18 protein-coding genes are annotated in these 22,903 nt (G+C 65.3%); 6 read left to right on the forward strand and 12 right to left on the reverse strand.

Features of this window, described 5'->3' with window-relative positions; translation table 11 throughout:
* Positions 1–93: 93 nt before the first annotated feature.
* Positions 94–1,044 (forward strand): AraC family transcriptional regulator, encoded by a 951-nt coding sequence (locus CFB45_RS24915; RefSeq protein ID WP_256978343.1) that lies wholly within the window; start codon positions 94–96, stop codon positions 1,042–1,044.
* Here CFB45_RS24915 and CFB45_RS24920 read toward each other — a convergent pair.
* From CFB45_RS24920 to CFB45_RS24940, 5 genes are all read right to left on the reverse strand, one after another.
* Complete coding sequence (locus tag CFB45_RS24920; protein ID WP_256978344.1) at positions 1,007–2,503, reverse strand: hypothetical protein; 1,497 nt, start codon at positions 2,501–2,503, stop codon at positions 1,007–1,009. The two genes, CFB45_RS24915 and CFB45_RS24920, sit on opposite strands and share 38 nt — an antisense overlap.
* 1 nt (position 2,504) lies before the next feature.
* Positions 2,505–3,827, reverse strand: a complete 1,323-nt coding sequence (locus CFB45_RS24925) for a DUF6765 family protein (RefSeq protein WP_256978345.1) — start codon at positions 3,825–3,827, stop codon at positions 2,505–2,507.
* Positions 3,828–3,919: 92 nt separating this feature from the next.
* On the reverse strand, positions 3,920–5,554 hold the full coding sequence (locus CFB45_RS24930) for an LVIVD repeat-containing protein (protein WP_089427847.1): 1,635 nt from the start codon (positions 5,552–5,554) through the stop codon (positions 3,920–3,922).
* 58 nt (positions 5,555–5,612) lie between these two features.
* On the reverse strand, positions 5,613–6,020 hold the full coding sequence (locus CFB45_RS24935; RefSeq protein WP_089427848.1) for a hypothetical protein: 408 nt from the start codon (positions 6,018–6,020) through the stop codon (positions 5,613–5,615).
* Positions 6,021–6,382: 362 nt separating this feature from the next.
* Positions 6,383–7,276 carry a LysR substrate-binding domain-containing protein gene (locus CFB45_RS24940; RefSeq protein WP_089427849.1) on the reverse strand — a complete coding sequence of 298 codons (894 nt, stop codon included), beginning with the start codon at positions 7,274–7,276 and terminating at the stop codon, positions 6,383–6,385.
* Positions 7,277–7,464: 188 nt separating this feature from the next.
* Between CFB45_RS24940 and CFB45_RS24945 the strand changes: the two genes are divergently transcribed.
* Together CFB45_RS24945 and CFB45_RS24950 are read left to right on the forward strand one after the other, a co-directional pair.
* A complete protein-coding gene (locus CFB45_RS24945; protein ID WP_089427850.1) occupies positions 7,465–8,103 on the forward strand; it encodes a hydrolase in 639 nt (212 codons plus the stop codon).
* 204 nt (positions 8,104–8,307) lie between these two features.
* Positions 8,308–9,030 carry a haloacid dehalogenase type II gene (locus tag CFB45_RS24950; protein ID WP_069251231.1) on the forward strand — a complete coding sequence of 241 codons (723 nt, stop codon included), beginning with the start codon at positions 8,308–8,310 and terminating at the stop codon, positions 9,028–9,030.
* Positions 9,031–9,094: 64 nt separating this feature from the next.
* Here the strand turns inward: CFB45_RS24950 and CFB45_RS24955 are convergent, their stop codons facing one another.
* The 3 genes from CFB45_RS24955 to CFB45_RS24965 form a co-directional block, all read right to left on the reverse strand.
* Positions 9,095–9,592, reverse strand: coding sequence for an SRPBCC family protein (locus CFB45_RS24955; protein WP_089427851.1), 498 nt, complete (start codon positions 9,590–9,592; stop codon positions 9,095–9,097).
* Positions 9,593–10,048: 456 nt separating this feature from the next.
* Positions 10,049–12,787 carry a restriction endonuclease gene (locus CFB45_RS24960; RefSeq protein WP_089427852.1) on the reverse strand — a complete coding sequence of 913 codons (2,739 nt, stop codon included), beginning with the start codon at positions 12,785–12,787 and terminating at the stop codon, positions 10,049–10,051.
* 174 nt (positions 12,788–12,961) lie between these two features.
* Positions 12,962–13,939: a LysR family transcriptional regulator gene (locus tag CFB45_RS24965; RefSeq protein ID WP_089427853.1), complete on the reverse strand. Its 978-nt coding sequence runs from the start codon at positions 13,937–13,939 to the stop codon at positions 12,962–12,964.
* Between the two features lie 157 nt (positions 13,940–14,096).
* Between CFB45_RS24965 and CFB45_RS24970 the strand changes: the two genes are divergently transcribed.
* The 3 genes from CFB45_RS24970 (at position 14,097) to mmsB (ending at position 17,962) form a co-directional block, all read left to right on the forward strand.
* Positions 14,097–15,416, forward strand: a complete 1,320-nt coding sequence (locus tag CFB45_RS24970; RefSeq protein ID WP_089427854.1) for an MFS transporter — start codon at positions 14,097–14,099, stop codon at positions 15,414–15,416.
* Positions 15,417–15,528: 112 nt separating this feature from the next.
* Entirely contained in the window at positions 15,529–17,055 is a 1,527-nt protein-coding gene (locus tag CFB45_RS24975; protein ID WP_089427855.1) for a CoA-acylating methylmalonate-semialdehyde dehydrogenase, read from the forward strand.
* A gap of 16 nt (positions 17,056–17,071) precedes the next feature.
* Complete coding sequence (gene mmsB, locus CFB45_RS24980; protein WP_089427856.1) at positions 17,072–17,962, forward strand: 3-hydroxyisobutyrate dehydrogenase; 891 nt, start codon at positions 17,072–17,074, stop codon at positions 17,960–17,962.
* Positions 17,963–18,084: 122 nt separating this feature from the next.
* On the opposite strand, the gene CFB45_RS24985 is transcribed toward mmsB, so the two are convergent.
* The 4 genes from CFB45_RS24985 to CFB45_RS25000 all read right to left on the reverse strand — a co-directional run bounded on the left by CFB45_RS24985 (position 18,085) and on the right by CFB45_RS25000 (position 22,871).
* A complete protein-coding gene (locus tag CFB45_RS24985) occupies positions 18,085–18,417 on the reverse strand; it encodes a hypothetical protein (RefSeq protein WP_089427857.1) in 333 nt (110 codons plus the stop codon).
* Positions 18,418–18,648: 231 nt separating this feature from the next.
* Positions 18,649–21,069, reverse strand: a complete 2,421-nt coding sequence (locus CFB45_RS24990) for a c-type cytochrome (protein ID WP_089427858.1) — start codon at positions 21,067–21,069, stop codon at positions 18,649–18,651.
* The gene (locus CFB45_RS24995) at positions 21,059–21,562 is read right to left on the reverse strand and encodes a (2Fe-2S)-binding protein (protein ID WP_089427859.1); all 504 of its coding nucleotides are present in this window, start codon (positions 21,560–21,562) and stop codon (positions 21,059–21,061) included. The genes CFB45_RS24990 and CFB45_RS24995 overlap by 11 nt, the downstream gene beginning before the upstream one ends.
* A gap of 151 nt (positions 21,563–21,713) precedes the next feature.
* The gene (locus CFB45_RS25000) at positions 21,714–22,871 is read right to left on the reverse strand and encodes an FAD-dependent monooxygenase (RefSeq protein ID WP_089427860.1); all 1,158 of its coding nucleotides are present in this window, start codon (positions 22,869–22,871) and stop codon (positions 21,714–21,716) included.
* Positions 22,872–22,903: the final 32 nt, after the last annotated feature.

Here is a 22,903-nt window from a genome sequence, read left to right on the forward strand (position 1 = left end):
GTAAGCATCGAGTAAGCATGACGCCCTACAGTGTGCTGATTCTCCAGGACGGATCATCGCGGCGAGCGCGCGCTTCGCCCGGATCCAGGCAACATGAAGGGAAACGGCATGCAGAACCGGCCAGCGTTGAGCTATGTGTGTGCGAAACATCCCGACGGACGCCGGTCGAACTGGCAACCGCCCGCGAGCTGGAAACGGCAGCTGGCGACGCCGTCGCGCGGCGTCGTCGCGATCGATCACTACATCGCGAATGCGTCGGAGGTGATCGATCTCGAGACGACCGAGCCCGTCTTCACGCTGCACTTGCGCGCACCGACGGGACTGGAGATGCGCACCGACGGCAACGGCTGGGCCGCGCATGTGATGCGCACGCCGTTGACCTACGTGCCGCCCGGCTTCGCGTGTTCCAGCCGCTGGTCGAACGACATCGAGTGGCTCGCCGTCCACTTCGACGTGGCCTGGCTGTCGCGCTCCGGCCTGCTGGCCAGCACGCCGACCGTGCCGGCCGTGCCCCGCTTCGACGTAAGCGACGATCTGCTCGTGCAGATCATCCGGAGCATCCATGAAGATGCGGTCGCGGGGATGCCGTCGGGGCCGACCTACGTCGAAACCCTCGGCGCGGCCGCGCTCGGCCGCATGTCGTATCTCGAGTCGACACGCAAGGCGCGTGAGTACACGCATGCGCAGGGCATGCGACGGGCCGTCGAGTACATCCGCGACAACTTCCGCGATCCGCTGACGCTCGTGACGCTGGCCGAAGCGGTCGACTACCCCGGCGACCTGTATTCGTTCATCCGGAACTTCAAGAAGGCCAACGGGATGACGCCGCATCAGTACATCGTCGAAACCCGGCTGCAAGCCGCCCGCGACCTGATCGAACGCGGACGATGCGATGTGACCGAGGCCGCGCTCGCATGCGGCTTTTCGACCACCAGCCACTTCTCCGCAACCTTCCGCAAACGCTGGGGATGCTCGCCGTCCGGGCTCAAGCCGCGTGCCGCGAACGTCACGCGAGCGGCAGCGACAGGATCCACAGGCCGCTGATCGTCAGCGCGATCGTCAGCACCAGCAACGGCAACTGGTTGAGCACCACGGTGCCGGCCAGCACGCGATGACGGACGGCGATCGCGTGCGTGACGACCACGCTCAGCACATGGCCGGCGAGAATCAGCAGGACCTGCGCGTGCCAGATGGTGCCGACGTTGATCAGGAGCGCGGTCGGCGCGACCTGCGCCGGTTCGATCGACAGCAGGTTCCAGCCGATGCCGAGCGGATCGGACAGCAGTGAAACGACCTGCCGCCCCTGATCGATGAACAGCGTGAAGTAGTGGCACACGTTGTAGAACAGCGCGATCGGCAACAGCAACAGGCAGAACTGCCGCGCAAACGCGCTGCCATCCAGCCCCGAACGCGCCCCCGCCGCGCCGAGCGCGCAGAACCCCCGGAACAGCCCATGGTAGGCCAGCCCGACCGCGGCAAACGTTGCCCACTGCCCGGCGAGCACGAGGTCTCCCGCAATCGCGTAGTTGTTCTTGAGCGCCGGCAACACCGCGACGATCAGCGGATAGATGCCGCGCCAGAAGAAGGTGTTCCAGACGGCCGTATCGCGCAGGCCGTCGTAGGCCGTCGACGACAGCATGAACGACAGGAAAATCACGACGCTGGTGTCGAACGGCGGCTCCGCTGCCATCGCGGCGACCGGATTCCTCAGCCTGATGCCGATTTCGCGCGCCGACCCGCGACGCCATTCGATTGGCGACAGTCGCGCGCACAATCCGCACAGGATGCCGAATGCATCGAAATGCCTGAGCCACACGTCGCGGCCGAAGCAGAATGAACCGGCCAGTGCGTAGATTGCATAGCCGGCAAGAAACAGGCTGGCGTCTCGCGGCCGTGCCGCGCCGAACAGCTCCAAAGCGATCAGGGCCACATACACGATCAGCGCGGGATACGATGCGAGGCCACGCGGATAGCGATACCGGCCCCGGTCGATTGCCGTGACGCAGCGCGCCGCGATCCGCAACATCAATGCGAATGGATTCGTGAACGCATAGAGGTCGCCGAACACCGCACTGACATAGATCGACCCCAGGTAGAACCAGAGCCAGAATCCCGACATGCCGAGATTGACGAACGGGTTCTGGGTGCCGAAGAGGCCCGACACGATCAGCAGGACGACGAAGCCCAGGCTGACGGCCTGCCCCGCAGCGAGCGCCATGGCCGGTATCCGCCATGCCCGCCGCGATCGGGTCACCGGCGCGCGCGTGCCCGAGCCCGATGCGAACGCCAGGATCATGAAGGACACCACGAGCGTGCCGGTGGCCGCGTATGCATAGAGCCACAACGGCACCGGCAGGTAGTAGGGAATATTCCACGCATGCGCATCGGCACCGGTCGGCGCGCAGGCTAGCAACACCGCAGCCCCCGCGACCCGCCACGCGTTACGGCGCGGTACGTGGCGGCTGGCCGGGTGAGTCGCATGAGATTCGAAGTCGTCGTGCATGTCAGTAATCGGATGACGCAATCAGTCCCGTGACCTTCCAGCCGGCCCCGCTTCCCTGCTCCGACACCACGCCGATCGTGTCGTACGGCGCATCGAGCAGCTTGATCAACGCGACGGCGCGCTTGTTGCCGTCCGCCGAATCGGGCAGCGGAAACACCAGGAACGGCAGGATCGGCGACGGCTTGTCGCCCTCCACGATGAGCGGCAACACCGCATCGTTCAACGATTTGAAGACCGCGAACGACGCGCGGTTGCGCAAGATCGCGCTGGCGCTTGCCGTCGGCTGCGACGGGGTTCCGATGGCGAGATAGGCACCGTGATCCCGCAAGCGCCAGCCGGTCAATTGCTCGACCAGCGCGCCGTCGGGCTTGCCGGCGCGGCCGGCAGCCAGTGCGGGCAGCCAGCGCCTGTCCACCGGCGACGTCGTGACCCAGTCGCTGAAGAAGCGCGCGTAGAAATCGGCGAGCCCCTTGTCGACGCCGGGTTGCGCGCCCAGCGAGGGCGGCTTCGGCACGTCGCGCCGGCCGTGCCAGCGGACCGCCTGCCAGGCGGGCCCGTCAGGCAGGCTCGTGCCGTCGAGAAACGATGTGTCCTTCACGCCATTCGCGACGAACCAGCCCGCTTTCGCGTGCTTGGTCCGCGCGTCGATGAAACCGGCAAGCATCGGCCGGACCTGCTCCCACGGCAGCGCATTTCTCGACGCGCCGTTGATCTTCGGATAACGAATCATCTGGAGATACGTCGACTTCGCCATCGCCTCCGTATCGACGGGCCAACGCCAGGTCATCTCGGCGGCGTGGCCGGCCGGACCACCGCGCTCGACTGGCGCGGCCATCGCCAGACCGGCGTCGCATTCGATCCCATAGCGGCGCCAGTCGGGTGCGGACGGCGTACCCTGGTGCGCCCACGCATCCTGCAGCGCATGCAGCGCCCGGCCGAACTCACCCAACATGATTCCCGCGTTGCGCCCTTCCGCACGCCGTAGCGCGGTTTCGACCAACGACCGCGACGCCGGGCCGTCCGGCACCACGCGACGGGCTGTGGCAGCGGCCGGCACCCGCGTCTCGCCCGGATAGTGGGCCGCCTGGGCATCCTGAGCATCGGGCGCGAAGCGCGACAGGCACGCGAACTGCAGCGGCGACGTCATGTATTCGATCGAGCCGGCATCCAGCCGCTGGTCGGCAAGCGCAATCGCATCGGCCTCGCCGGGCGCGAACCCCGCCTGCCGCGCGAGCCAGAACGTGAGGCCGAAGTGCACGTCCGCTTCGAACCCCGAGCACGTCAGCGGCATAGCGAGCGCCGCCAGCAGGGCCAGCCCGGCCACGCCCGGATTGCTCCGGGCGCGGCCTCGCACGCCCGCCCTGCCGGTAGCGCCCCCCTCGCGCGACTGTCCGCGCGCAACCCGTGTGCTACGCATCAATTGCCGATCTCCGTTGCTTTCGTGCTTTCAGGGAACGGCCACGCGCCGTTCTCGAACGACAGCACGATCAGGCCGTTGTCCTGGCACGCCGTGGTCAGCAGGTGGCGGTCGAAGTCGAAATCGAGACGCGACGCACACCAGTCCGGGCCGCCCGGGCGGTACTGGCCGAACATCAGGTGCGCGGAACCGGCGCCGGGCGACTTTGCCGAAGGCGGGTTGTAGTACGCAATTTCCTTGGGCTTCGACGGATCGCGAATGTCGAACACACGCACGCCGGAGTTGAAGTAGCTGCACGCGAGCGCCGTGGCGTTCTGCCGGTTGTCGACGCTGCAGTAGTGCGACCCGTACGTGAAGGTGGAAAGACCGAGAATGTCGGGCATCACCTTGCTGCAGTTCTGCACCGCATGCGTTTCGAGCCGCAGCTCGGACACGAGCTTGGGCGCCGCCTCGTTCGACATGTCGTAGATATGGCCCAGCGGGAATGGCGTCATCCCCGCATTGCACGCGGCCTTCACGCCTGCCGCACCCGGATCCTGGATTCCGCCCGAGCCGCCTTCATCCACTTCGACCAGATAGGGCTTGCCGCCCACCATGAACGGAATCGTATGCTGGCCCGCACTGCCGTCGCGCACCGGCACCGTCGCGATCCGGTGCATCTGCGCATTCGGGCGCCGGCTCTGCACTTCGCTGGTGTCGATGACGAAGAACCCGTTGTCGCCGTTCGAGTTCGCGTTGTCCAGCGGCGGCGCACCCGCCCCGGCCGCCGCGCCCGTGTTGCCGAGGCCGATGAAGTATGCGCGGTTGCCGTCCTGGCTCACCGACAGCCCGTGCGGAACCGCCCCGAAGCCCAGGTCGGCCATCGTGATCGCAGAAATCAGCTTGGGCCGCGTCGGGATCGTCACGTCGACCGCATAGTAGGACTTCGAATAGGCGCCGCCGATGTAATACGTGAAGCCGTCCGGCGAAAAACCGCCTTCATGGCCCATCGGCCTGGCACTCGGGAGAATGCCGCCGTCGGCGCCCGTGCCGATCGGTACGCTTGCGAGCAGTTGCGGGCGCGTGCAGTCGGTCGCCACGTCGTACAGGTCGACTTCGGGGCCGGCGCCGCCGCCGAGCCCGTTATCGGCGGCGAGAATCCCGCGCGCGACGTTCACGCGCAGCGATTCCCACGGATCGATCATCGCCGTGGACGTCAGCGAACTCACCCGCACCGGCTTGGCCGGATCGGTGATGTCGATCACCGGCACCCCAGGGTTCACGCGCGGCGGTGCATCGGGGTTGTTGAAGGCCGGTGTGGCGCCCATCGTCGCATGGTAGAAGCAGGTCTTGCCCTGCCGGTCGGTGTAGGTCGCCGCCGACCACGACGCGCCTTCGCCCTGCACCTGGCTGACGCGCTTCAGGTTGCAGTTGAAGCCGCCGAACCCGGACTGGCGCAGCGCGGCGGGCACCTGCCCTTGCAGCGCCGTCTCGGGCGTATCGCCGGGGCTGCAGCCGGGCACGCGCGGCACGACGTAGTCGGCCACCGATACGGCGGGCGTCGCGCTCGTCGTGACGTTGTCGTCTCCGCCGCAGCCGGCGAGCATGAGTGTGCCGAGCGATAACGCGATCGCCAGGCGATTCAGTCCGTGCATCTTTGCCTCCTCCTGTTTCGAACTTCGTTTCGAATTTCGTTCCGTTCCGTCTTTATCGTTAGTTATCCGGATAGATCTCGATGACGGCCACCTCGATCTGCTCGCCGGTCCGGCTGTGAAAGTGCAGCGAAAAGCGCCCGGTGATCCCGACCGGGAGAAGATCCATCGACTGATCGGTTCCGGACGTGCATGCCGCGAGCGCACCCGGGATTTCATGCGCCATCAGCACACCCGCCTCTCGCGCATGCACGCGGATATGCGCCGGCACGCCCTCGCGAATCGCGATCACCGATCGCGCCCACGGCGCCCTGTCCCGATCGACGTCGACGGAAAAAAACTGTTGATCCGGGGGGCGTGTCGACGCGTGCGACAGATGTCGTGCCACACCGTAGGCGAACACCAGCGCCGACACGGTCGCGATCAACGCGACGAGTCGACGCCGCGGTCGCGGATTCCTCTCCTCCATGGCGACGCTCCGTTTCGTCGGCAGGCGTGCCGCGCCGAATCGTCGCGGCGCTCAGCCGTTCGACGAATGGTAGAGAGCGGTCCGGTGCAGCGATATCTGCTTATTGCGGGTTGTCGGAAAATTGCGTCCGGAGTAACCCGAGCCGGGGCGGCCGGGCAAGGTTGCACGCCGGATTCGGGAATCGCCACACGGGAATCTCGCGAGCCAAAGACGCACGACGGGCGATTCGCGCGCGTCGATGCCGGGCGGTTCGATCGCACGCCCCAACCGGGGCGACGGCCTCGATGCGATAAAAGCGCGACGGGATGCACCGGCCGCCTCGGCGCGCCCGGCGGCAACACACCGAACGCGGCCGCCGCGCGTCAATCCCTGCGGATGTGTTCGGCCAGGAAGTCGATCAACAGACGCACGCGCGGCAGCAGCCCGCGCCGCGACGGAAACACCGCATGGATCACGCCGCCCTTCGGCGCCCATCCGGGCAGCACGTCGACCAGCGTGCCGTTGCGCAGGTCGTCCTCGACGACCATGCACGGCAGTTGCACGATGCCGACGCCGTGAATCGCCGCATCGCGCAGCGCATGCAGATCGTCGGTAATGAAGCGCGGGTGATGGCGCAATGGCACCTGCTCGCCGTTCGGCCCGACCAGTTGCCACACGTGATGCCGCGCCGGCCCCCAGTCGAGGCTCGGCACGCCAGCGAGTTCGGCGGGATCCAACGGCGCGGCGCGCCCGCCCAGCCAGTGCGGCGCAGCCACCAGCCGCTGCGGGCTGTCGCCGAGGATGCGCATCACGAGATCGCTGTCCTCCAGCGGCGGAAAGCGCACGCGCAACGCGAGGTCGATTCCTTCGCTCAACAGGTCGACGCGCCGATTCGTCGCCTCGAGATGGACCTGCACCTGCGGATGAATCGCCATGAAGCGTGCGATCAGTTCGCTCACCCGGTATTCGAGCAGCGCGGTCGGGCAGCTCACGCGGACGATGCCTCGCGGCTCCGCGTGCCGGCGCTCGATCACCTCGCGCGCCGCCTCGGCTTCGACCAGCACGGCGAGGCACCGCTCGTAGAATTCGCGCCCGGTTTCCGTCACCGTGAACCGGCGCGTCGTGCGCTGCAGCAGCCGCACGTCGTATTGCGCCTCCAGCGCCGCGATGCGCCGGCTCAGCGTCGATTTCGGCACGTCCAGCGCGCGCCCCGCCTGCGTGAACCCGCCGTGTTCGACCACCTTCACGAAGTAGTAGAGGTCGTTCAGGTCATCCATGATTGTTCCATTCATAGAACACTGACGGCATTTTAAGGGACTGGAACGCCGTTTGTTGCACGAATAGCATCTTGATTCGACGTGTATCGCGGTCGTCGCAGTGGCCCGGACGGTTTCCGTCCGGCCCCACTGCCGCCCCGGCCCGTCGGCACTCCCCTTCACTTCCTGCACTGTCTCTGGAGGCAACCATGGCAAGCGAACCGATTCGCGACCCCGCGAACGACCACCTGCTCACCCCGCAGAATGCGGCGTTCATCGTCATCGATTACCAGCCGGTCCAGGTGAATTCCATCGCGTCGATGGATCGCCAGCTGCTGATCAACAACATCGTCGGCGCGTCGAAGGCGGCCGTCGCGTACGGCCTGCCGATCGTCCACTCGACCGTCAACGTGAAGACCGGCCTGAACAAGCCGCCGATCCCGCAACTGCGCGCGGCGCTGGAAGGCCATCCGACGTACGACCGCACGAGCATCAATTCGTGGGAAGACGTCGAGTTCCGCCAGGCCGTCGAGGCGACCGGCCGCAAGAAGCTGATCATGACCGCGCTGTGGACCGAAGCGTGCCTGACGTTCCCGGCGCTCGACGCGCTGAAGGCCGGCTACGAGGTGTATGTGGTCGTCGACGCGGTGGGCGGCACGTCGGTTGCCGCGCACGACGCGGCGCTGCGCCGCATCGAGCAGGCCGGCGGCCGGATGATCAGCGTCGCGCAGCTGTTCTGCGAGTTGCAGCGCGACTGGGCGCGCAGCGCCACCGTGCCGGCCTTCATCGACCTGTTCATCGAAACCGGCGGCACGGCAGGCATCCAGTTCTCGTACGACAAGAGCTGACCGGGCTGCGCGGCCGCGGACGTTTCAGGCCGGCGGCGCGCATCCGCGCGCTGCCGGCCTCATCCGTTCCGCGTCGCCTGGCTGCCCGCACGGCCGGCCAAACCGCCTTTCCGTATCCGTGATTCAATGACGATCGAACCGGCGTCGCGCAGTCAGGCGGCACGGCGATTCGCCACCTCATCGATCGACCCTCACTGGATCACCATGACGAACCCTGCCGAAATCAAGGCGCTCGTTTTCGATGTCTTCGGAACGATCGTCGACTGGAGAAGCGGCGTCGCACGCGGCGCCGCCGCGTTCCTCGACCGCTATGCCCCCGCGCTCGACCCGCTCGAATTCGCCGATGCATGGCGGGCCGAATATTCGCCGTCGATGGAAGAAATCCGCAGCGGACGCCGCCGCTACGTGCGGCTCGACGTCCTGCACCGCGAGAACCTGGTCCGCACGCTCGACCGCTACGGGATCGACGACGTGCCCGACGCCGACATCGACGCGCTCAACCTCGCGTGGCACAGCCTCGACCCGTGGCCCGACGCCGTCGCGGCGCTGCAACGGCTGAAGCGACGCTTCATCATCGCGCCGCTGTCGAACGGCAACATCCGGTTGATGGTCGACGTCGCGAAACGCGCGGGGCTGCCGTGGGATGCGATTCTCGGTGCGGAGGTGGTTCGCGCGTACAAGCCGTCGCCGCAGGTCTACAGCGATACGGTCGAGATTCTCGGCGTCGAACCGGCCGAGCTGTGCCTGGTCGCCGCGCACAACGGCGATCTCGCGGCCGCGCGCCGGCAGGGGCTGTCGACCGCGTTCGTGCTGCGGCCGACCGAGCACGGGCCCGGCCAGACGACCGACCTGAAAGCCGATGATGCGTGGGACTTCGACGTCAGGGATCTGAACGAACTCGCGGACCGGCTCGAGTGCCCGGGTTGAAAACCGGGTGCCGGTGCGCGATCGCGGGGTGGCCAGCGGCTCGTCGAGCGCCGGCGCCCAAGGCCTAGCGCGCCGGCGCCATCTCGGCCGCCTGCCCCTGCGCCGCCATCGCGAGGCGCCGCCAGTTGCGGGCCGCATACCGGTGCGCCTGCTGCAACGCGAACCACAACCCGATCTGCCGAACCGGCTTGAAGAGGCCGCGTGCGCTGAACACGGTGCGCCGTTCGACGCGGGTCCTGCCGCCCTCGATCGGCGTCAGCGTGAATTCGTCCTCGAGCAGGCCGACCCAGTCGCGGCACCACACCGTCGACGCGACCATCCGGTAACGCAGCCGGCGAGGCTCGTCGAGCACGAGAATCCGCTGGTCGATGGTGCCGCGATCGGTCGTGCACTGCCGCGTGTTGCCGACGGCCGGCACGCCTTCGAGCACGCGGCAACTGACCGGCTTCGGCACGCCGAGGCGGAACAGCAACGGCCGCGTGTCGTCCATCCGGGCATGGAGAAAATGCGGCCAGACATGCTCGGGCCGGCAATCGAACGTCCACTGCGAATGAATTTCCACGACCGTCTCCTGGCGGCTGTCGGTGCGGCCATGATGGCATGATAGGCCCTATGTCCCAGCGAATCTTAGCGACGCGGACACCCGCCGTCAGTAGTTCCGCGCAGCAGCCGCACATAGTAAATCCATAGTGCAGTCTCCCATCGCAGCTTGCCCTAGTCCTCGCGACAGGTCAGCCAACAACATTGCGTGATGTCGTCGGCATTCAGTACGGACCATCTTCAGCCACGGAAATGCTTCGATGCATGGTCGTATCACGAGTACCTTCGAACTACGGCTGGCGCGAACTGACTACCAAACGATCTGATCAAACACTAGAGCGGTGAAGCGCATCCCTTGGTTACGCTGATCCGTGACGAAGGTATATAGATGCAGATCCAGCAGCAGCAAAAGGGCACGTATCGACTTGAAGAGCCACCGACACGTCCCTATTGCTCACAAATGAAAAGACACCGAGATTTAGCCCAAAATCTGCTGAGCCCAACGAAGCCAAACCTGAAGCGAAGTGCCATAACGCAGTTTCGACGCATCTGATAGTTTGCTCCCTCGCAATACCGCGACGAACTCGCCGAGATGAACAGGCGACGTTTCCGGCCGCTCATCAAGAGCACGCCAAACCGCCGTAATCGTTGGTTGAACAGCGACCTTCGATGCAAGCCACTTTTCCACACCATGGCGCGGCGGATTCTCAATAAATGAAAGAACATTCGCCGCCGGTATTAAATTCAAAGCACGCAGAACATACAAGGAATTACGATCGGTAGCAGACGGAGTTTCTCCTTTTTGCAAACGAGAAATAAAATCAAGCACTCTCTGAGGTGGCGCCTCACCAATAAAAATACGAGAACGACTTCTTCGAGGCTGAGAAACAACCTCCGCAAGACGCTTTGGGATTGGAATATCAGGCGTGTGCTCAACATTATCAACACTAGTACTTATAAGCTTAAAAGCCTCGAGCCATCTTACAAATAATTTCGTGTATGTAAGCCATGTTTTTTCCGCAAAATCAGACCCCAGAAATACGTCCTTCATTATTTCCGCAATCTGAGACTCGCTCACCTTAAATCCCGGACCATGTACCACAACGAGCCGCCTCAGTACTTCATGATTAAGAAGAAATCGATGAATAGCCCCACATACAGCAGCCTCGCCATCTTGAAGCAACTCAATTTTCCCCTCCTTCCTGAGACGTTCAGCATTTCCAATCATCACCAAATCGCGTGCGACGTTATCAGCCGTCCCTGCACCAATCTTCAGTCGTCGCTCAAGAGTTGATTGAGTAATTCTCCTCTTCTCAAGAAGAGCCTGCAGCGCCTGCTTGTATGACGAAACATGCGTTCTCGGAATATACCTAATTGGAATAAAAGGAACCCGCTCCGTCAAAACATAATCACGAAAAATATCCCAATAAAGTATTAATTTTGTTGCATTTCTTATAATTAACCGCTTGTCGATCAGCCGCTTTACAGTATCGCCATCAAATGTATTCTCTATCTGAAAAAACTCAGCAGGTGACTCGAGAGCAATTCTTCTCAAACAGGCATGCTCATTTGCATTAAGCCCCGACAAATCCTTTTTAAAAAGCTCCTCGACATTTAGAGCTTTATTCAAAATATCGGACTGAGCCGCATTTCCCTTTACCAGCACCTGAAACACATGGATGCACAGTTTTTTCAATAGCCACGGATAGCCCTGACAATGATCCGAGAGCATCCTTTTCAACTGCGCATTAATAGGATTTTTCAGTTGTTTTGAAAATTTATTCAACGCGTTCGTAACCTCGGCCGCACTGAATGGAGAGAGCTCAATTTCGTACCGTCGATCTGCCAAATTATGCCACGTATGGTATGCCGGATGATCTTGCGGGACAGTCCCATCGGTCTTCCATGAGAAGCCAAGAACAACATTCTCCGCCAGCGCATCAACGGCATAGCTTAGACTTTGCACACTTCCAAACAAATCCTCGAGCTCAACTTTAGTCGTAACCTCCTCGAACTGATCAAAAAACAATATAATTATTTTTTGCTCGGACTTAAGAACCTCCAGTGCACGCCGAATTGACGCCTCAGAAAAAACACCAGAAGAACTACCAAAAGTCACCGGCTCATCAAACTCAAAAAAACCATCCTCGATGGCGCTATCAAAACATTTTTTTAACGCCAATTCAGCGTAGCGACCCGATACCGCAGTACGACAATCAACGGGATAAAGATAAAACCTACTCCCTTTGTTTTTATCACGACACCTTTCACGCAACTTATTTAAAAATGAGCTCTTCCCCCAACCCGACGGAGACTTTATAGCAATCAATCGGCTTGACGCCGTTCCTCGACGAACGGAATCAAAGAAATTCATCGCATCATTTTGTGCCATCTCCCGCCCAACAAAATCAACAGGGCGCGCAGGCCTGTAGTCCGACCAATCAACGGCCATCGGGACCGGAACTATATTATCAAACTCATCCTTAATAACATCAACGCTTGAAACGAGTTTAGACAGACGCTTCGAAGTAAGTTCTCGAATAACCTCCAAACTCTCGAAAGTTGAATTTACCTTCGCAAGCGAATCAAGAACCTTCCCATCAGTCACCAAAGCCCCATCTTCAGCATGGAAATAGGCAACTTTCTGCGGAATTCCGGCAGAAGCATGGACGATCGGAATGGCCCAAAATCTACCGACATTTGAAATGAGGAGCGTTACTTCTTCCGAGTACCGATACTCCTGAGGAAGATTAATCGCTCGAGGATCAACGCAACGCCCACTTTGTATAAGCAATTGAGCCATTTGTTCAGATGTGTACACCTGAAGACGTCGTCGCTCCTCTGGAGGGCGCGATTGCCTCTTCTCAATGATGCCTTTAGCATCCTTCCCGAGCTCGGAAGTTGTCATCAACCATCCGGCCTGCACATCCTGGATATCGACATTACCGAGCAATTTAGCAAGCACTTCGGCGCTAATTGTTTTGTCCCGATACGCTTTACATTCAACAAACACCTTTTCACCAGTGTTTTTGTGCGTAGCCAACAAATCAACTTCAGCGCCCGTTAAACGAATTTCTTGGATGACACTGTGGTTCTGCGTCTCCAAAACCTCTCGCCCTAAGTCTTCGAGAAGCCGTCCTTGTTCTGTAGTGGAAGTCTTTTCATCTACAGCGATCTCTGTTCGTACCTTCACGCTCGCCCCGTTAAGTAAGTCCATATTCTGTAATTTTCATAAAATCCCTACGAACACTGTGCAACACTCTGAAGCGCATTGTCAATAATTCATATGCCTATGTCGAATAATCCATCACGGCTATCGGAGTTCTACGTTCTTTAACGCGCGGCTGACGGTTAGATATCCGTGAGACCTACGATCGCTTCTCTACATGTATCAGCGAACAGAAATCTGTTGGTTTAGTCCTCCAACAAACCTCAGCTTCCCCGACTCCCCCGACAGCAGCGCGCGATTCGCGTCCGCCGCCGCCCGCAGGTAATCCCACAGCGCGGTCACGCGCCGCAGCTTGCGCAGATCCTCGCGGCAGGTCAGCCAGAAGCACCGCGTGACGACCACGTCGTCCGGCAGCACCGGCACCAGCGCCGGCTGCGTGGCCGCCATGAAACACGGCAGGATCGCCAGGCCGCCGCCCTGCAGCGCCGCGAAATACTGCGCGATCACGCTCGTCGTGCGCAGCCCGGCCGTCGCGCCCGGCACCGCGCGGTCCAGGTACAGCAATTCGTTGCTGAACGCGAGATCGTCGACGTAGCTGATGAACGCGTGCCGCGCGAGATCGTCCGTGCAGGTGATCGGATCATGGTTCGCGAGATAGTCGCGCGTCGCATAGAGCCGCAACTGGTAGTCGCACAGCTTGGTGACCACGTAAGGCCCGCGCTCGGGCCGCTCGAGCGTGATCGCGAGGTCGGCCTCGCGCTTGGGCAGGTTGACGAAATGCGGCACCGGCAGCAGGTCGACCGTCACGTGCGGATGCTCGGCGCGAAACTGCGCGAGCTGCGGCGCGAGAAAAAAGCAGCCGAACCCTTCCGTCGACCCGATCCGCACATGGCCCGACAGCGCCTCGCCCGTGTTCGCGACCTGGTCGCACGCGGACTGCACGGTCGTCTCCATCGCGTCCGCATACGCGACGAGCCGCTGCCCTTCGGCCGTTAGCGTGAAGCCGCCGGAGCGCGACTTGTCGAACAGCAGCGTGCCCATCGCGGCCTCGAGCGCGCGGATGCGCCGCGCGACGGTCGTGTAGTCGACGCCCAGCCGCTTCGCGGCGCCGCTTGCGCGCTGCGTGCGCGCGACTTCGAGGAAAAAGCGCAGGTCGTCCCAGTTCAGGTTGCCGGAAACCGGCTCGGTGGCGTGTCGCATCGGCGGGAAAAAAAGGGGCTGGAGTCTCCGGGCCGGCCGTCGATATGCATAAATGCACATCCAACCGGTTTCTTTATCGGTACATGATGAATCTGCGCATAACTATACTCGACCGTGACCTGCGGACCACGAGCCGCGGCACCACCACGGAGACACCATGCAGACCCGATCCACCCTCGATGAGCATGCGACAGTCGCAGCGCCGGCGCCCGCGCGCACCGCGAAGCACTACCTGCTGGCCGGCTGGGCCAGCATGGCCGGCACCACGATCGAGTGGTACGACTTCTTCCTCTACGGCACCGCCGCCGCCCTCGTCTTCAACCGCATCTTCTTCCCGTCGCTGGACCCGGTCGTCGGCACGCTGGCCGCGTTCGGCACGTTCGCGGTCGGCTTCATCGGCCGGCCGATGGGCGGCATCGTGTTCGGCCACTTCGGCGACCGCATCGGCCGCAAGTCGATGCTGATGATCACGCTGCTGCTGATGGGCGTGCCGAGCATGATCATCGGGCTGATCCCGTCGTACGACCGCATCGGCTACTGGGCCGCCGCGCTGCTGATCGCGATGCGCTTCCTGCAGGGGATGGCCGTCGGCGGCGAATGGGGCGGCGCGGTGCTGATGGCCGTCGAACACGCGCCGAAGGGCCGCAAGGGGCTGTTCGGCAGCCTGCCGCAGACGGGCGTCGGGCTCGGCCTGATCCTGTCGTCGGTCGCGATGGCCGCGGTGGCCGCGCTGCCGGAAGCCGACATGCTGTCGTGGGGCTGGCGCGTGCCGTTCCTCGCGAGCATCGCGCTCGTCGGCCTCGGCTGGTTCATCCGCGCGAAGGTGCCCGAGTCGCCCGACTTCGAGAAGATGCAGCGCCAGGGCAAGGCCGAGAAGTCGCCGGTGACGGCCGCGCTGCGCCGCCATCCGCGCGAGGTGCTGACGATCGTCGGCGCGCGCGCCGCCGAGAACACCTGGTTCTACATGGTCGTCACGTTCGCGCTCGCCTACGCGACGCAGCAACTGCAGCTGCCGAAGGCCGAGATGCTGCACGCGATCACGGCCGGCGCGGCGCTGTCGCTCGTCACGATGCCGCTGTGCGGCCACCTGAGCGACCGCATCGGCCAGCGCCGGATGTTCGCGATCGGCCTCGTGCTGATGTGCGCATTCGCCGCGCCGTTCTTCATGATGCTCGGCACGCAGCAGGTGTCGTACGCGTGGTGGGCGATCGTGCTCGGCCTCGGCGTCGTGTTCCCGATCCTCTATGCGCCGGAATCGCTGCTGTTCGCGCAGCAGTTCCCCGCGGAAATCCGCTACAGCGGCATCTCGCTGTCGGTGCAGCTCGCCGGCGTGATCGGCGGCGGCTTCGCGCCGATGATCGCGACGTCGCTGCTCAAGGCCGGCGGCGGCCAGCCGCATTACGTGATCGCGTACCTCGTCGGCTTCGGCGTGTTCGCGCTCATGTGTACCGCGTTGATGCGACCGGCACGCGCGTGAGCACGCCGGCCGGCATTCGATCGATTTCAGTTCAGCCTGCTGCCCGCCGCGCCTCCACGCGCGGCGCAAGCAGACACCCTTTTCATCGTCACACCGCTTTACGGAGACATCCATGAACGCCGCAGTTCCCCAGACCACCCTCGCCCTGCCCACCGCCAAGCTGCTGATCGACGGCGCATTCGTCGAATCGCAAAGCGCCGAATGGGGCGACATCGTCAACCCGGCGACGCAGGAAGTGATCGGCCGCGTGCCGTTTGCGACGCTCGAGGAGGTCGATGCCGCGATCGCGTCCGCGCAGCGCGCGTTCCAGACCTGGAAGACGACGCCGATCGGCGCGCGGCTGCGCATCATGCTGAAGTTCCAGGATCTCGTGCGCCGCAATCTCGAACGGATCGCGCACACGCTGACGGCCGAGCAAGGCAAGACGCTGCCCGACGCGCAGGGCGACATCTTCCGCGGCCTCGAAGTGGTCGAGCACGCGTGCTCGATCGGCACGCTGCAGCAGGGCGAATTCGCGGAGAACGTCGCGGGCGGCGTCGACACCTACACGCTGCGCCAGCCGATCGGCGTGTGCGCGGGCATCACGCCGTTCAACTTCCCCGGCATGATCCCGCTGTGGATGTTCCCGATGGCGATCGTGTGCGGCAACACGTTCGTGCTGAAGCCGTCGGAGCAGGACCCGCTGTCGACGATGCAGCTCGTCGAACTCGCGATCGAGGCCGGCGTGCCGCAAGGCGTGCTGAACGTCGTGCACGGCGGCAAGACGGTGGTCGACCGCCTCTGCACGCATCCGGACATCAAGGCGATCTCGTTCGTCGGCTCGACGCGGGTCGGCACGCACGTGTACAACCTCGGCAGCCAGCACGGCAAGCGCGTGCAGTCGATGATGGGCGCGAAGAACCACGCGGTCGTGCTGCCCGATGCGCACCGCGAGCAGTCGATCAACGCGCTCGTCGGCGCGGGCTTCGGCGCGGCCGGCCAGCGCTGCATGGCGACGTCGGTCGTCGTGCTGGTCGGCAAGGCACGCGACTGGCTGCCGGAGCTCGTCGAAAAGGCGAAGGCGCTGAAGGTCAATGCGGGCGCGGAAGCCGGCACGGACGTCGGCCCGGTCGTGTCGAAGGCCGCGAAGGAACGCATCCTGTCGCTGATCGACGAAGGCGTGAAGGCCGGCGCGAAACTCGAACTCGACGGCCGCAACGTGAAGGTGCCCGGCTACGAGCAGGGCAACTTCGTCGGCCCGACGATCTTCTCGGGCGTGACGACCGACATGTCGATCTACACGGAAGAAATCTTCGGGCCGGTGGTGGTCGTGCTCGAAGCCGACACGCTCGATGAAGCGATCGCGCTCGTCAACCGCAACCCGATGGGCAACGGCGTGGGCCTGTTCACGCAGAGCGGCGCGGCCGCACGCAAGTTCCAGAACGAGATCGACATCGGCCAGGTCGGCATCAACATCCCGATCCCGGTGCCGGTGCCCTACTTCAGCTTCACCGGCTCGCGTGGCTCGAAGCTCGGCGATCTCGGCCCGTACGGCAAGCAGGTCGTGCAGTTCTATACGCAGACGAAGACGGTCACCGCGCGCTGGTTCGACGACGACGCGACGGCCGGCGGCGTGAACACGACGATCGCGCTGCGCTGACCCCGGGAGCCTGCACATGGAAATTGCATTCATCGGACTCGGCAACATGGGCGGCCCGATGGCCGCCAACCTGCTGAAAGCCGGCCACGCGCTGACGGTGTTCGACCTCGACGCGCACGCGGTCGACGTCGCGGTGCGCGCCGGCGCGACGGCCGCCGGCTCGCCGCGCGAAGCGGCCGCGCGCGGCGCCATCGTGATCACGATGCTGCCGGCCGCGCAGCACGTGCGTGCGGTCTACCTCGGCGACGACGGCGTGCTGGCCGGCGCACGCGCCGACGCTGCGCTGATCGACTGCAGCACGATCGATCCGGGCACCGTGCGCGCGGTGGCCGAGGCCGCCGCGCAGCGCAGCTTCCCGCTCGCCGACGCGCCCGTGTCGGGCGGCACGGGCGGCGCGCTGGCCGGCACGCTGACCTTCATGGTCGGCGCGGACGCCGCGCTGTTCGAGCGCATCCGCCCCGTGCTGCTCGACATGGGCAGGAACGTCGTGCAGTGCGGCGGCACGGGCACCGGGCAGATCGCGAAGATCTGCAACAACCTGCTGCTCGGGATCTCGATGATGGGCGTATCGGAAGCGATGGCGCTCGGCGCGGCGCTCGGGATCGATCCGGCCGTGCTGGCCGGCATCATCAATACGTCGACCGGCCGCTGCTGGAGCTCGGACGCGTACAACCCGTATCCGGGCGTGAGCGACACCGCGCCGGCCGCGCGCGGCTACGCGGGCGGGTTCGCGGCGAACCTGATGCTGAAGGATCTCGGGCTCGCGACCGAAGCGGCACGCAGCGCCCACCAGCCGGTGTGGATGGGCGCGCTCGCGCAGCAGCTCTATCAGTCGATGAGCCAGCAGGGGCTCGGCACGCTCGACTTCTCCGCGTGCGTGAAGCTGTACGAGGCGCAGCCGGCGTAACCGCCGCCGCCCGCACCGGACGTGCGTCGACCCGCGATGTGCCTGAACGGCATCGCGGATCGTTTTGCATGCGGGGGAAGGAAAACGTGCGGCACGGACGCGGCGTCAACGCCGCCGGTCGCTCAACCGCGCGGGTTCGACGCCGTCTCGAAGGTCGGATGGCACTCGAACGCAAGTTCGGAGCGCGCGCCGACACGGCTGCCGCTGGTCAGCGATTCCTGCTTCATGCTCGCGCGCATGCCGCGCTGCGTGCAATAGTTGGTGGCTTCGTCGACGGCCTTCGTATGGGCATCGGCCCACGTCGTCGACACGCCGACCGTGCGCGTCGTCACGGTATAGACGTTCGGGTTCGACGTCGCGGTCACGTCGGAAGCGGTCGAACACGCGGCGAGCAAGCATACGGCAGCCGCGACGGTCAACCATCGCAAGGTTCGAAAGGATACTGGAATGGACATGGGGGGGCAGGCGCGCGCCGTTCGACGCGCATTGAGCAACATAGGCGACAGTATGCCTGCTCGATCGCCGGAGATCATGCCCCTTTCAGTGAACACATTGTTTCGAATGGTTAAACGATGATGAAAATGGGGCAATATTTCCGCCCCCGTTCCGGGCCAGATCGCGTCAGCGGGTAGTTTTGCCCGGTTGCCCGCCTGCCGCAGCCCCGTTGCCCGTTGCCTGGCGGCCGATCAGTGTGCAACTTCCTGCCGGATTCGTGCCGACGCCTCCGCCAGGTTCCGCCACGCCGGCTGCCCCGGCGCGTAGCGCGCGCGGATATACGCGGCCAGCTCGGCCATCTGCCGGTCGTCGAATGCATCGCCGAAGCCCGGCATGTAGCCGAGTTCGCCGGTGGCCGGCTGGTCGATCCCGTGATGCAGCACGCGCAGCAGGTTGTCCGGCGCGGCCTGGCTGACGCTCGTGTTGAGCCCCATCAGCGGGCGTACGCCGAAATGCCCGACGCCGCCCGATTCCGCATGACACACCGCACACGCGGCGTCGAACGCCCGGCGACCGTTCTCGAGGCCGAGCGTCGCGACGGCTTCCGCGCCGCGCGCCTGCCGGGCGGCCGCGTCGGCGGCGGCCGCTGCGTCGACGGGCGGCGACAGCGACGCGAGATAGTGCGCGATCGCCTGGACGTCGGCCTCCGGCAGCGCCGCGAGCCCCGCGACGACGGGCGCCATCGGCCCGGCCGCGACGCCATGCTGCGCGGAGAAGCCCGTACGCAGGTAGTCGAACAGCGCACCTTCGGTCCACGGCACCGGCGAAGCCGGCGACGCGACGAGCGGCGGCGCGACCCAACCCTCGGCCTCGCCGCCCGACAGGTACGCAACACCACCCTTCTCCGCACCCAGCGCGTTGCGCGGCGTATGACACGCGCCGCAGTGCCCGGCGCCATCGACCAGATACTTGCCGCGATTCCACGTCGCGGAGCGTGCCGGGTCCGGCGCGAACGGCCGCGCATCGTGAAACAGCCAGTTCCACCCGGCGACGAGGCGCCGCTGGTCGAGCGGGAACGGCAGCTTCGTCTTCGGCGGCACGTGTTTCACCGGCGGTTGCGACATCAGGTACGCATAGAGCGCGAGCAAATCAGGCTCGCTCAGCTTCGCGAACGCCGTGTACGGGAACGCCGGGTACAGGTGCGTGCCGTCGCGCGAGATGCCTTCGCGCATCGCGCGCGCGAACGCCGGATACGACCACGTGCCGATGCCGGTGTCCGGATCGGGCGTGAGGTTCGTCGTGTAGATCGTGCCGAACGGCGTATCGAGTGCAAGGCCGCCCGCGTTGGTCGCGCCGCCGGGCGCCGTGTGGCACACCGCGCAATCGCCGGCGAGCGCGACCAGGCGGCCGCGCTCGAGCGTCGCCGCGCTCCACATCGCGCCGTCCGCGCCGCCGGGCGCAACGGGTGCGATCGACGTGGGGCCCGGCAGGATCGCGCAGGCCAGGCCGATCAGCCCGCCGACCACCCCGCCCACGCCGCCGCCGGCCAGCCAGCGGCGCCAGCGCGATGCGCGACGCGGGTCGCGGCGCCCCGCTTCCGCGGAATCGGCCGGCACCGGTCGCGCAAGCGCCGCGCGAATGCGCTCGGCGTCGAACGGCGGTGCGCGAAACCGCACGCCCGTCGCGTCGTACAGTGCGTTCGCGATCGCCGCCGCCGCGGGCGCCGCCGCCTGCTCGATCCGGCGCGCGTCGTGCACGGACAGCTCGCCGTGCGCGCGATCGGCCGTGTCCGTGTCGCCGAACGCAATCAGTTCATGAGCGATCGCATCCGGCTGCGCACCCATGCCGGTTTCGTCGTGCGCGGGCCGCGCGGACAGGCGCGCGCCCATCACGCGCGAAATCGCCGCCTCGATCTGCCATGCGGGCAAGCCGGCCATCGACGCGTCGCCCGGTGCGCCGGCACCCTGCCCGGCCACGACGCGCCGCACCGCGACGTCGCCCGTCGCGCGGTCGACCTCGAGATCCACGACCCATGCGGACCAGCGCGCATCGCCGTCGCCTGTCGCGTCGGCCGCCGCCGATGGGTTGCCGGAAGACGCTCCGGCACCATCGAAAGCGAAGCCGCGCCCGCTCAGGCGCGCATGAGCATCCGGGGCGACCGCGGCCGGTGCGCCCCATGCCGCACGCTCGCTGACCATCCGGATGATCTCGCGCGGCCCGGCGTCCCGCGCCGCATCGAGATGCTGCAGGCGCAACGCGACCGGGTCGCGCCGCAACGCGCCCGCGAGTTCGTCGACGAAGGATTCGCGCGCGAACACGTGGGCATGCCCGGGAATCGTATGACCGGCATCGGCGAGTTCGATCGACGTCTGCGCGTGCCGGTAGACGAACGGCTCGGTCGGGCCGGTATCCGCGCGTTCGGTCTGCGCACCATGCGGCGCGTGACGATCGTCCGGGGCCGCCTGCGCGCGATAGCGCCAGGTCGTCATCCGCCCGTCGGCCGCGGTCCGCGTTTCGACGTCGAGCGATACCTGCGCGTCTGCGTGTGTATCGCCGATCGGCCAGGTGTAGCGCGCGTGGTGTGCGCGCGAGGTATCGGCGCCCACTTCATCGCGCGGCTCGGGGCCCGTCACGCGCTCCGGTGCGACGGGCAAGCCCGCGTCAGGCTTCATCGCCGCCTCGCAGGTAGCGTGCCGCGCGATGCACGGCCCGGATGATTTCCAGGTGCGTGCCGCAGCGGCAAAGATTGAAGCGCAACGCATCGCGGATCGCCGCATCGTCCGGCGCGGGATGGCGGTCGAGCAGCGCCTTCGTGCTCATGATCATCCCGTTCAGGCAATAGCCGCACTGCGCTGCCTGCTCGTCGATGAACGCGCGCTGGATCGGATGCGGCGCGTCGTGCGACCCGAGCCCTTCCAGCGTCGTGACGTCGCGCCCGCTCGCGGCGGCGGCCGGCACGACGCACGAACGCGTGGCCTGCCCGTCGACCAGCACCGTGCATGCGCCGCACTGCCCGAGCCCGCAACCGTACTTCGGGCCGTTGAGCGCGCAGTCGTTGCGCAGGACCAGCAGCAGCGGCGCGTCGGGCGCGGCCTCGACGAAGGTGTGCGGCGTGCCGTTCACGCGAAACGCCAGCGGCCGCGACGGGGAAGCGGGATGGGACATGAAGGGATCCGGAATGCGGCGGGCAACCGGCAGCGGGCACTGCCGCCGGCGCGCGCCTGACATATAACACGCCGAAAAACACACGGTCCGGCGCATCGTCGCGCGCGACGCCGACGGCGCAGCACAGGCCGGCGCGGGCATCGCGTACGCGTCAGGCCACGGCCGCGACGCTGTTGCGCGACGGCGAGACGAGCGGCACGTCGAACACGTCGTAGCCGAACACCCACGACGGATCCTCGTTCGTGCGCAGCCACGTGTTGTTGTGCGACACGAGCTGCACCTTCGACGCACGCGCCGCGCGATTCGCCTCGTACAGCGCGAACGCACCCGCGTAGTCGCTGACGCCGACTTCATCGAGGCAGCGCGCGAGCATCGCGGCATCCTCGATCGCCATCGCGGCGCCCTGCGCCATGTGCGGTTTCATCGGATGGCACGCGTCGCCGAGCAGCACGAGGCGGCCGCGGCTCCACAACGGCAACGGATCGCGCTCGAGCAGCGGCCACTTGGTGATCGACGGCGACACGTCGATCAGGTGCTGGATGTCGGCATGGAAACCCGCGAACGCCTCGCGCATTTCGTCACGGCTGCTGTCGACCATCGACACGCCTTCGGGCCATTCGGCCTGCGGCACGCCGGTCACGTAGTAATACTCGTCACGCTTCTCGGTCACGTAGTAGACCATCATGTGGCGATCCTCCGACCACCACTTCACGCACATGTCGTACGGCTTGTTGCCGAGCAGCGACGCCGGGAACACCGCGCGGTGCGCGACGTAGCCCGTATAGCGCGGCGGTTCCGCGCCGAGCAGGTGCTCGCGGATCCGCGAATTCACGCCGTCCGCGCCGATCACGATGTCGGCCGTCTCGACGCTGCCGTCGGTGAACGTCAGGCGCACCGCGTCGCCGGTGTCCTCCACCGCCGCGAGCCGCTTGCCGAAGCGGATCGTGCCGGGCGTCACCGCCTGCGTCATCAACGCATGGAAATCGCCGCGATGCACGGTCAGGTAGCGCGCGCCGTAGGCCTTGCGCGCGTAGTCGCCGAGCGGAATCTGCGCGAGCACGTCGGCCGTCTGCCAGTCGCGGCTGTACCAGTAATCCGGATGCGAACCCATCGTCTCCAGCGCGTCCTCGCAGCCGATGCGCCGCATGATCTTCATCACGTTCGGGCCGAGGTGGATGCCCGCGCCGAGGCGCGAGAACGCCGGCGCCTGCTCGTACAGCGCGACGTCGTAGCCGCCGCGCTGCAGCAGCGCCGCGGCGGCCGTGCCGCCGAGACCGGCGCCGATGATTGCGATACGGGGTGTGCTCATGCGGATCTCCTGATCGTGGGCCCGTGGCCGAA

Source organism: Burkholderia sp. HI2500, from assembly GCF_002223055.1.
Classification (GTDB): domain Bacteria; phylum Pseudomonadota; class Gammaproteobacteria; order Burkholderiales; family Burkholderiaceae; genus Burkholderia.

What these genes read in the sequence shown, in the direction of transcription:
- CFB45_RS24915 (WP_256978343.1), top strand. Translation starts at nt 94, where the DNA reads ATGAAGGGAAACGGCATGCAGAACCGGCCAGCGTTGAGCTATGTGTGT.
- CFB45_RS24920 (WP_256978344.1), bottom strand. Translation starts at nt 2,503, where the DNA reads ATGCACGACGACTTCGAATCTCATGCGACTCACCCGGCCAGCCGCCAC.
- CFB45_RS24930 (WP_089427847.1), bottom strand. Translation starts at nt 5,554, where the DNA reads ATGCACGGACTGAATCGCCTGGCGATCGCGTTATCGCTCGGCACACTC.
- CFB45_RS24935 (WP_089427848.1), bottom strand. Translation starts at nt 6,020, where the DNA reads ATGGAGGAGAGGAATCCGCGACCGCGGCGTCGACTCGTCGCGTTGATC.
- CFB45_RS24940 (WP_089427849.1), bottom strand. Translation starts at nt 7,276, where the DNA reads ATGGATGACCTGAACGACCTCTACTACTTCGTGAAGGTGGTCGAACAC.
- CFB45_RS24945 (WP_089427850.1), top strand. Translation starts at nt 7,465, where the DNA reads ATGGCAAGCGAACCGATTCGCGACCCCGCGAACGACCACCTGCTCACC.
- CFB45_RS24950 (WP_069251231.1), top strand. Translation starts at nt 8,308, where the DNA reads ATGACGAACCCTGCCGAAATCAAGGCGCTCGTTTTCGATGTCTTCGGA.
- CFB45_RS24960 (WP_089427852.1), bottom strand. Translation starts at nt 12,787, where the DNA reads ATGGACTTACTTAACGGGGCGAGCGTGAAGGTACGAACAGAGATCGCT.
- CFB45_RS24965 (WP_089427853.1), bottom strand. Translation starts at nt 13,939, where the DNA reads ATGCGACACGCCACCGAGCCGGTTTCCGGCAACCTGAACTGGGACGAC.
- CFB45_RS24970 (WP_089427854.1), top strand. Translation starts at nt 14,097, where the DNA reads ATGCAGACCCGATCCACCCTCGATGAGCATGCGACAGTCGCAGCGCCG.
- CFB45_RS24975 (WP_089427855.1), top strand. Translation starts at nt 15,529, where the DNA reads ATGAACGCCGCAGTTCCCCAGACCACCCTCGCCCTGCCCACCGCCAAG.
- mmsB (WP_089427856.1), top strand. Translation starts at nt 17,072, where the DNA reads ATGGAAATTGCATTCATCGGACTCGGCAACATGGGCGGCCCGATGGCC.
- CFB45_RS24985 (WP_089427857.1), bottom strand. Translation starts at nt 18,417, where the DNA reads ATGTCCATTCCAGTATCCTTTCGAACCTTGCGATGGTTGACCGTCGCG.
- CFB45_RS24990 (WP_089427858.1), bottom strand. Translation starts at nt 21,069, where the DNA reads ATGAAGCCTGACGCGGGCTTGCCCGTCGCACCGGAGCGCGTGACGGGC.
- CFB45_RS24995 (WP_089427859.1), bottom strand. Translation starts at nt 21,562, where the DNA reads ATGTCCCATCCCGCTTCCCCGTCGCGGCCGCTGGCGTTTCGCGTGAAC.
- CFB45_RS25000 (WP_089427860.1), bottom strand. Translation starts at nt 22,871, where the DNA reads ATGAGCACACCCCGTATCGCAATCATCGGCGCCGGTCTCGGCGGCACG.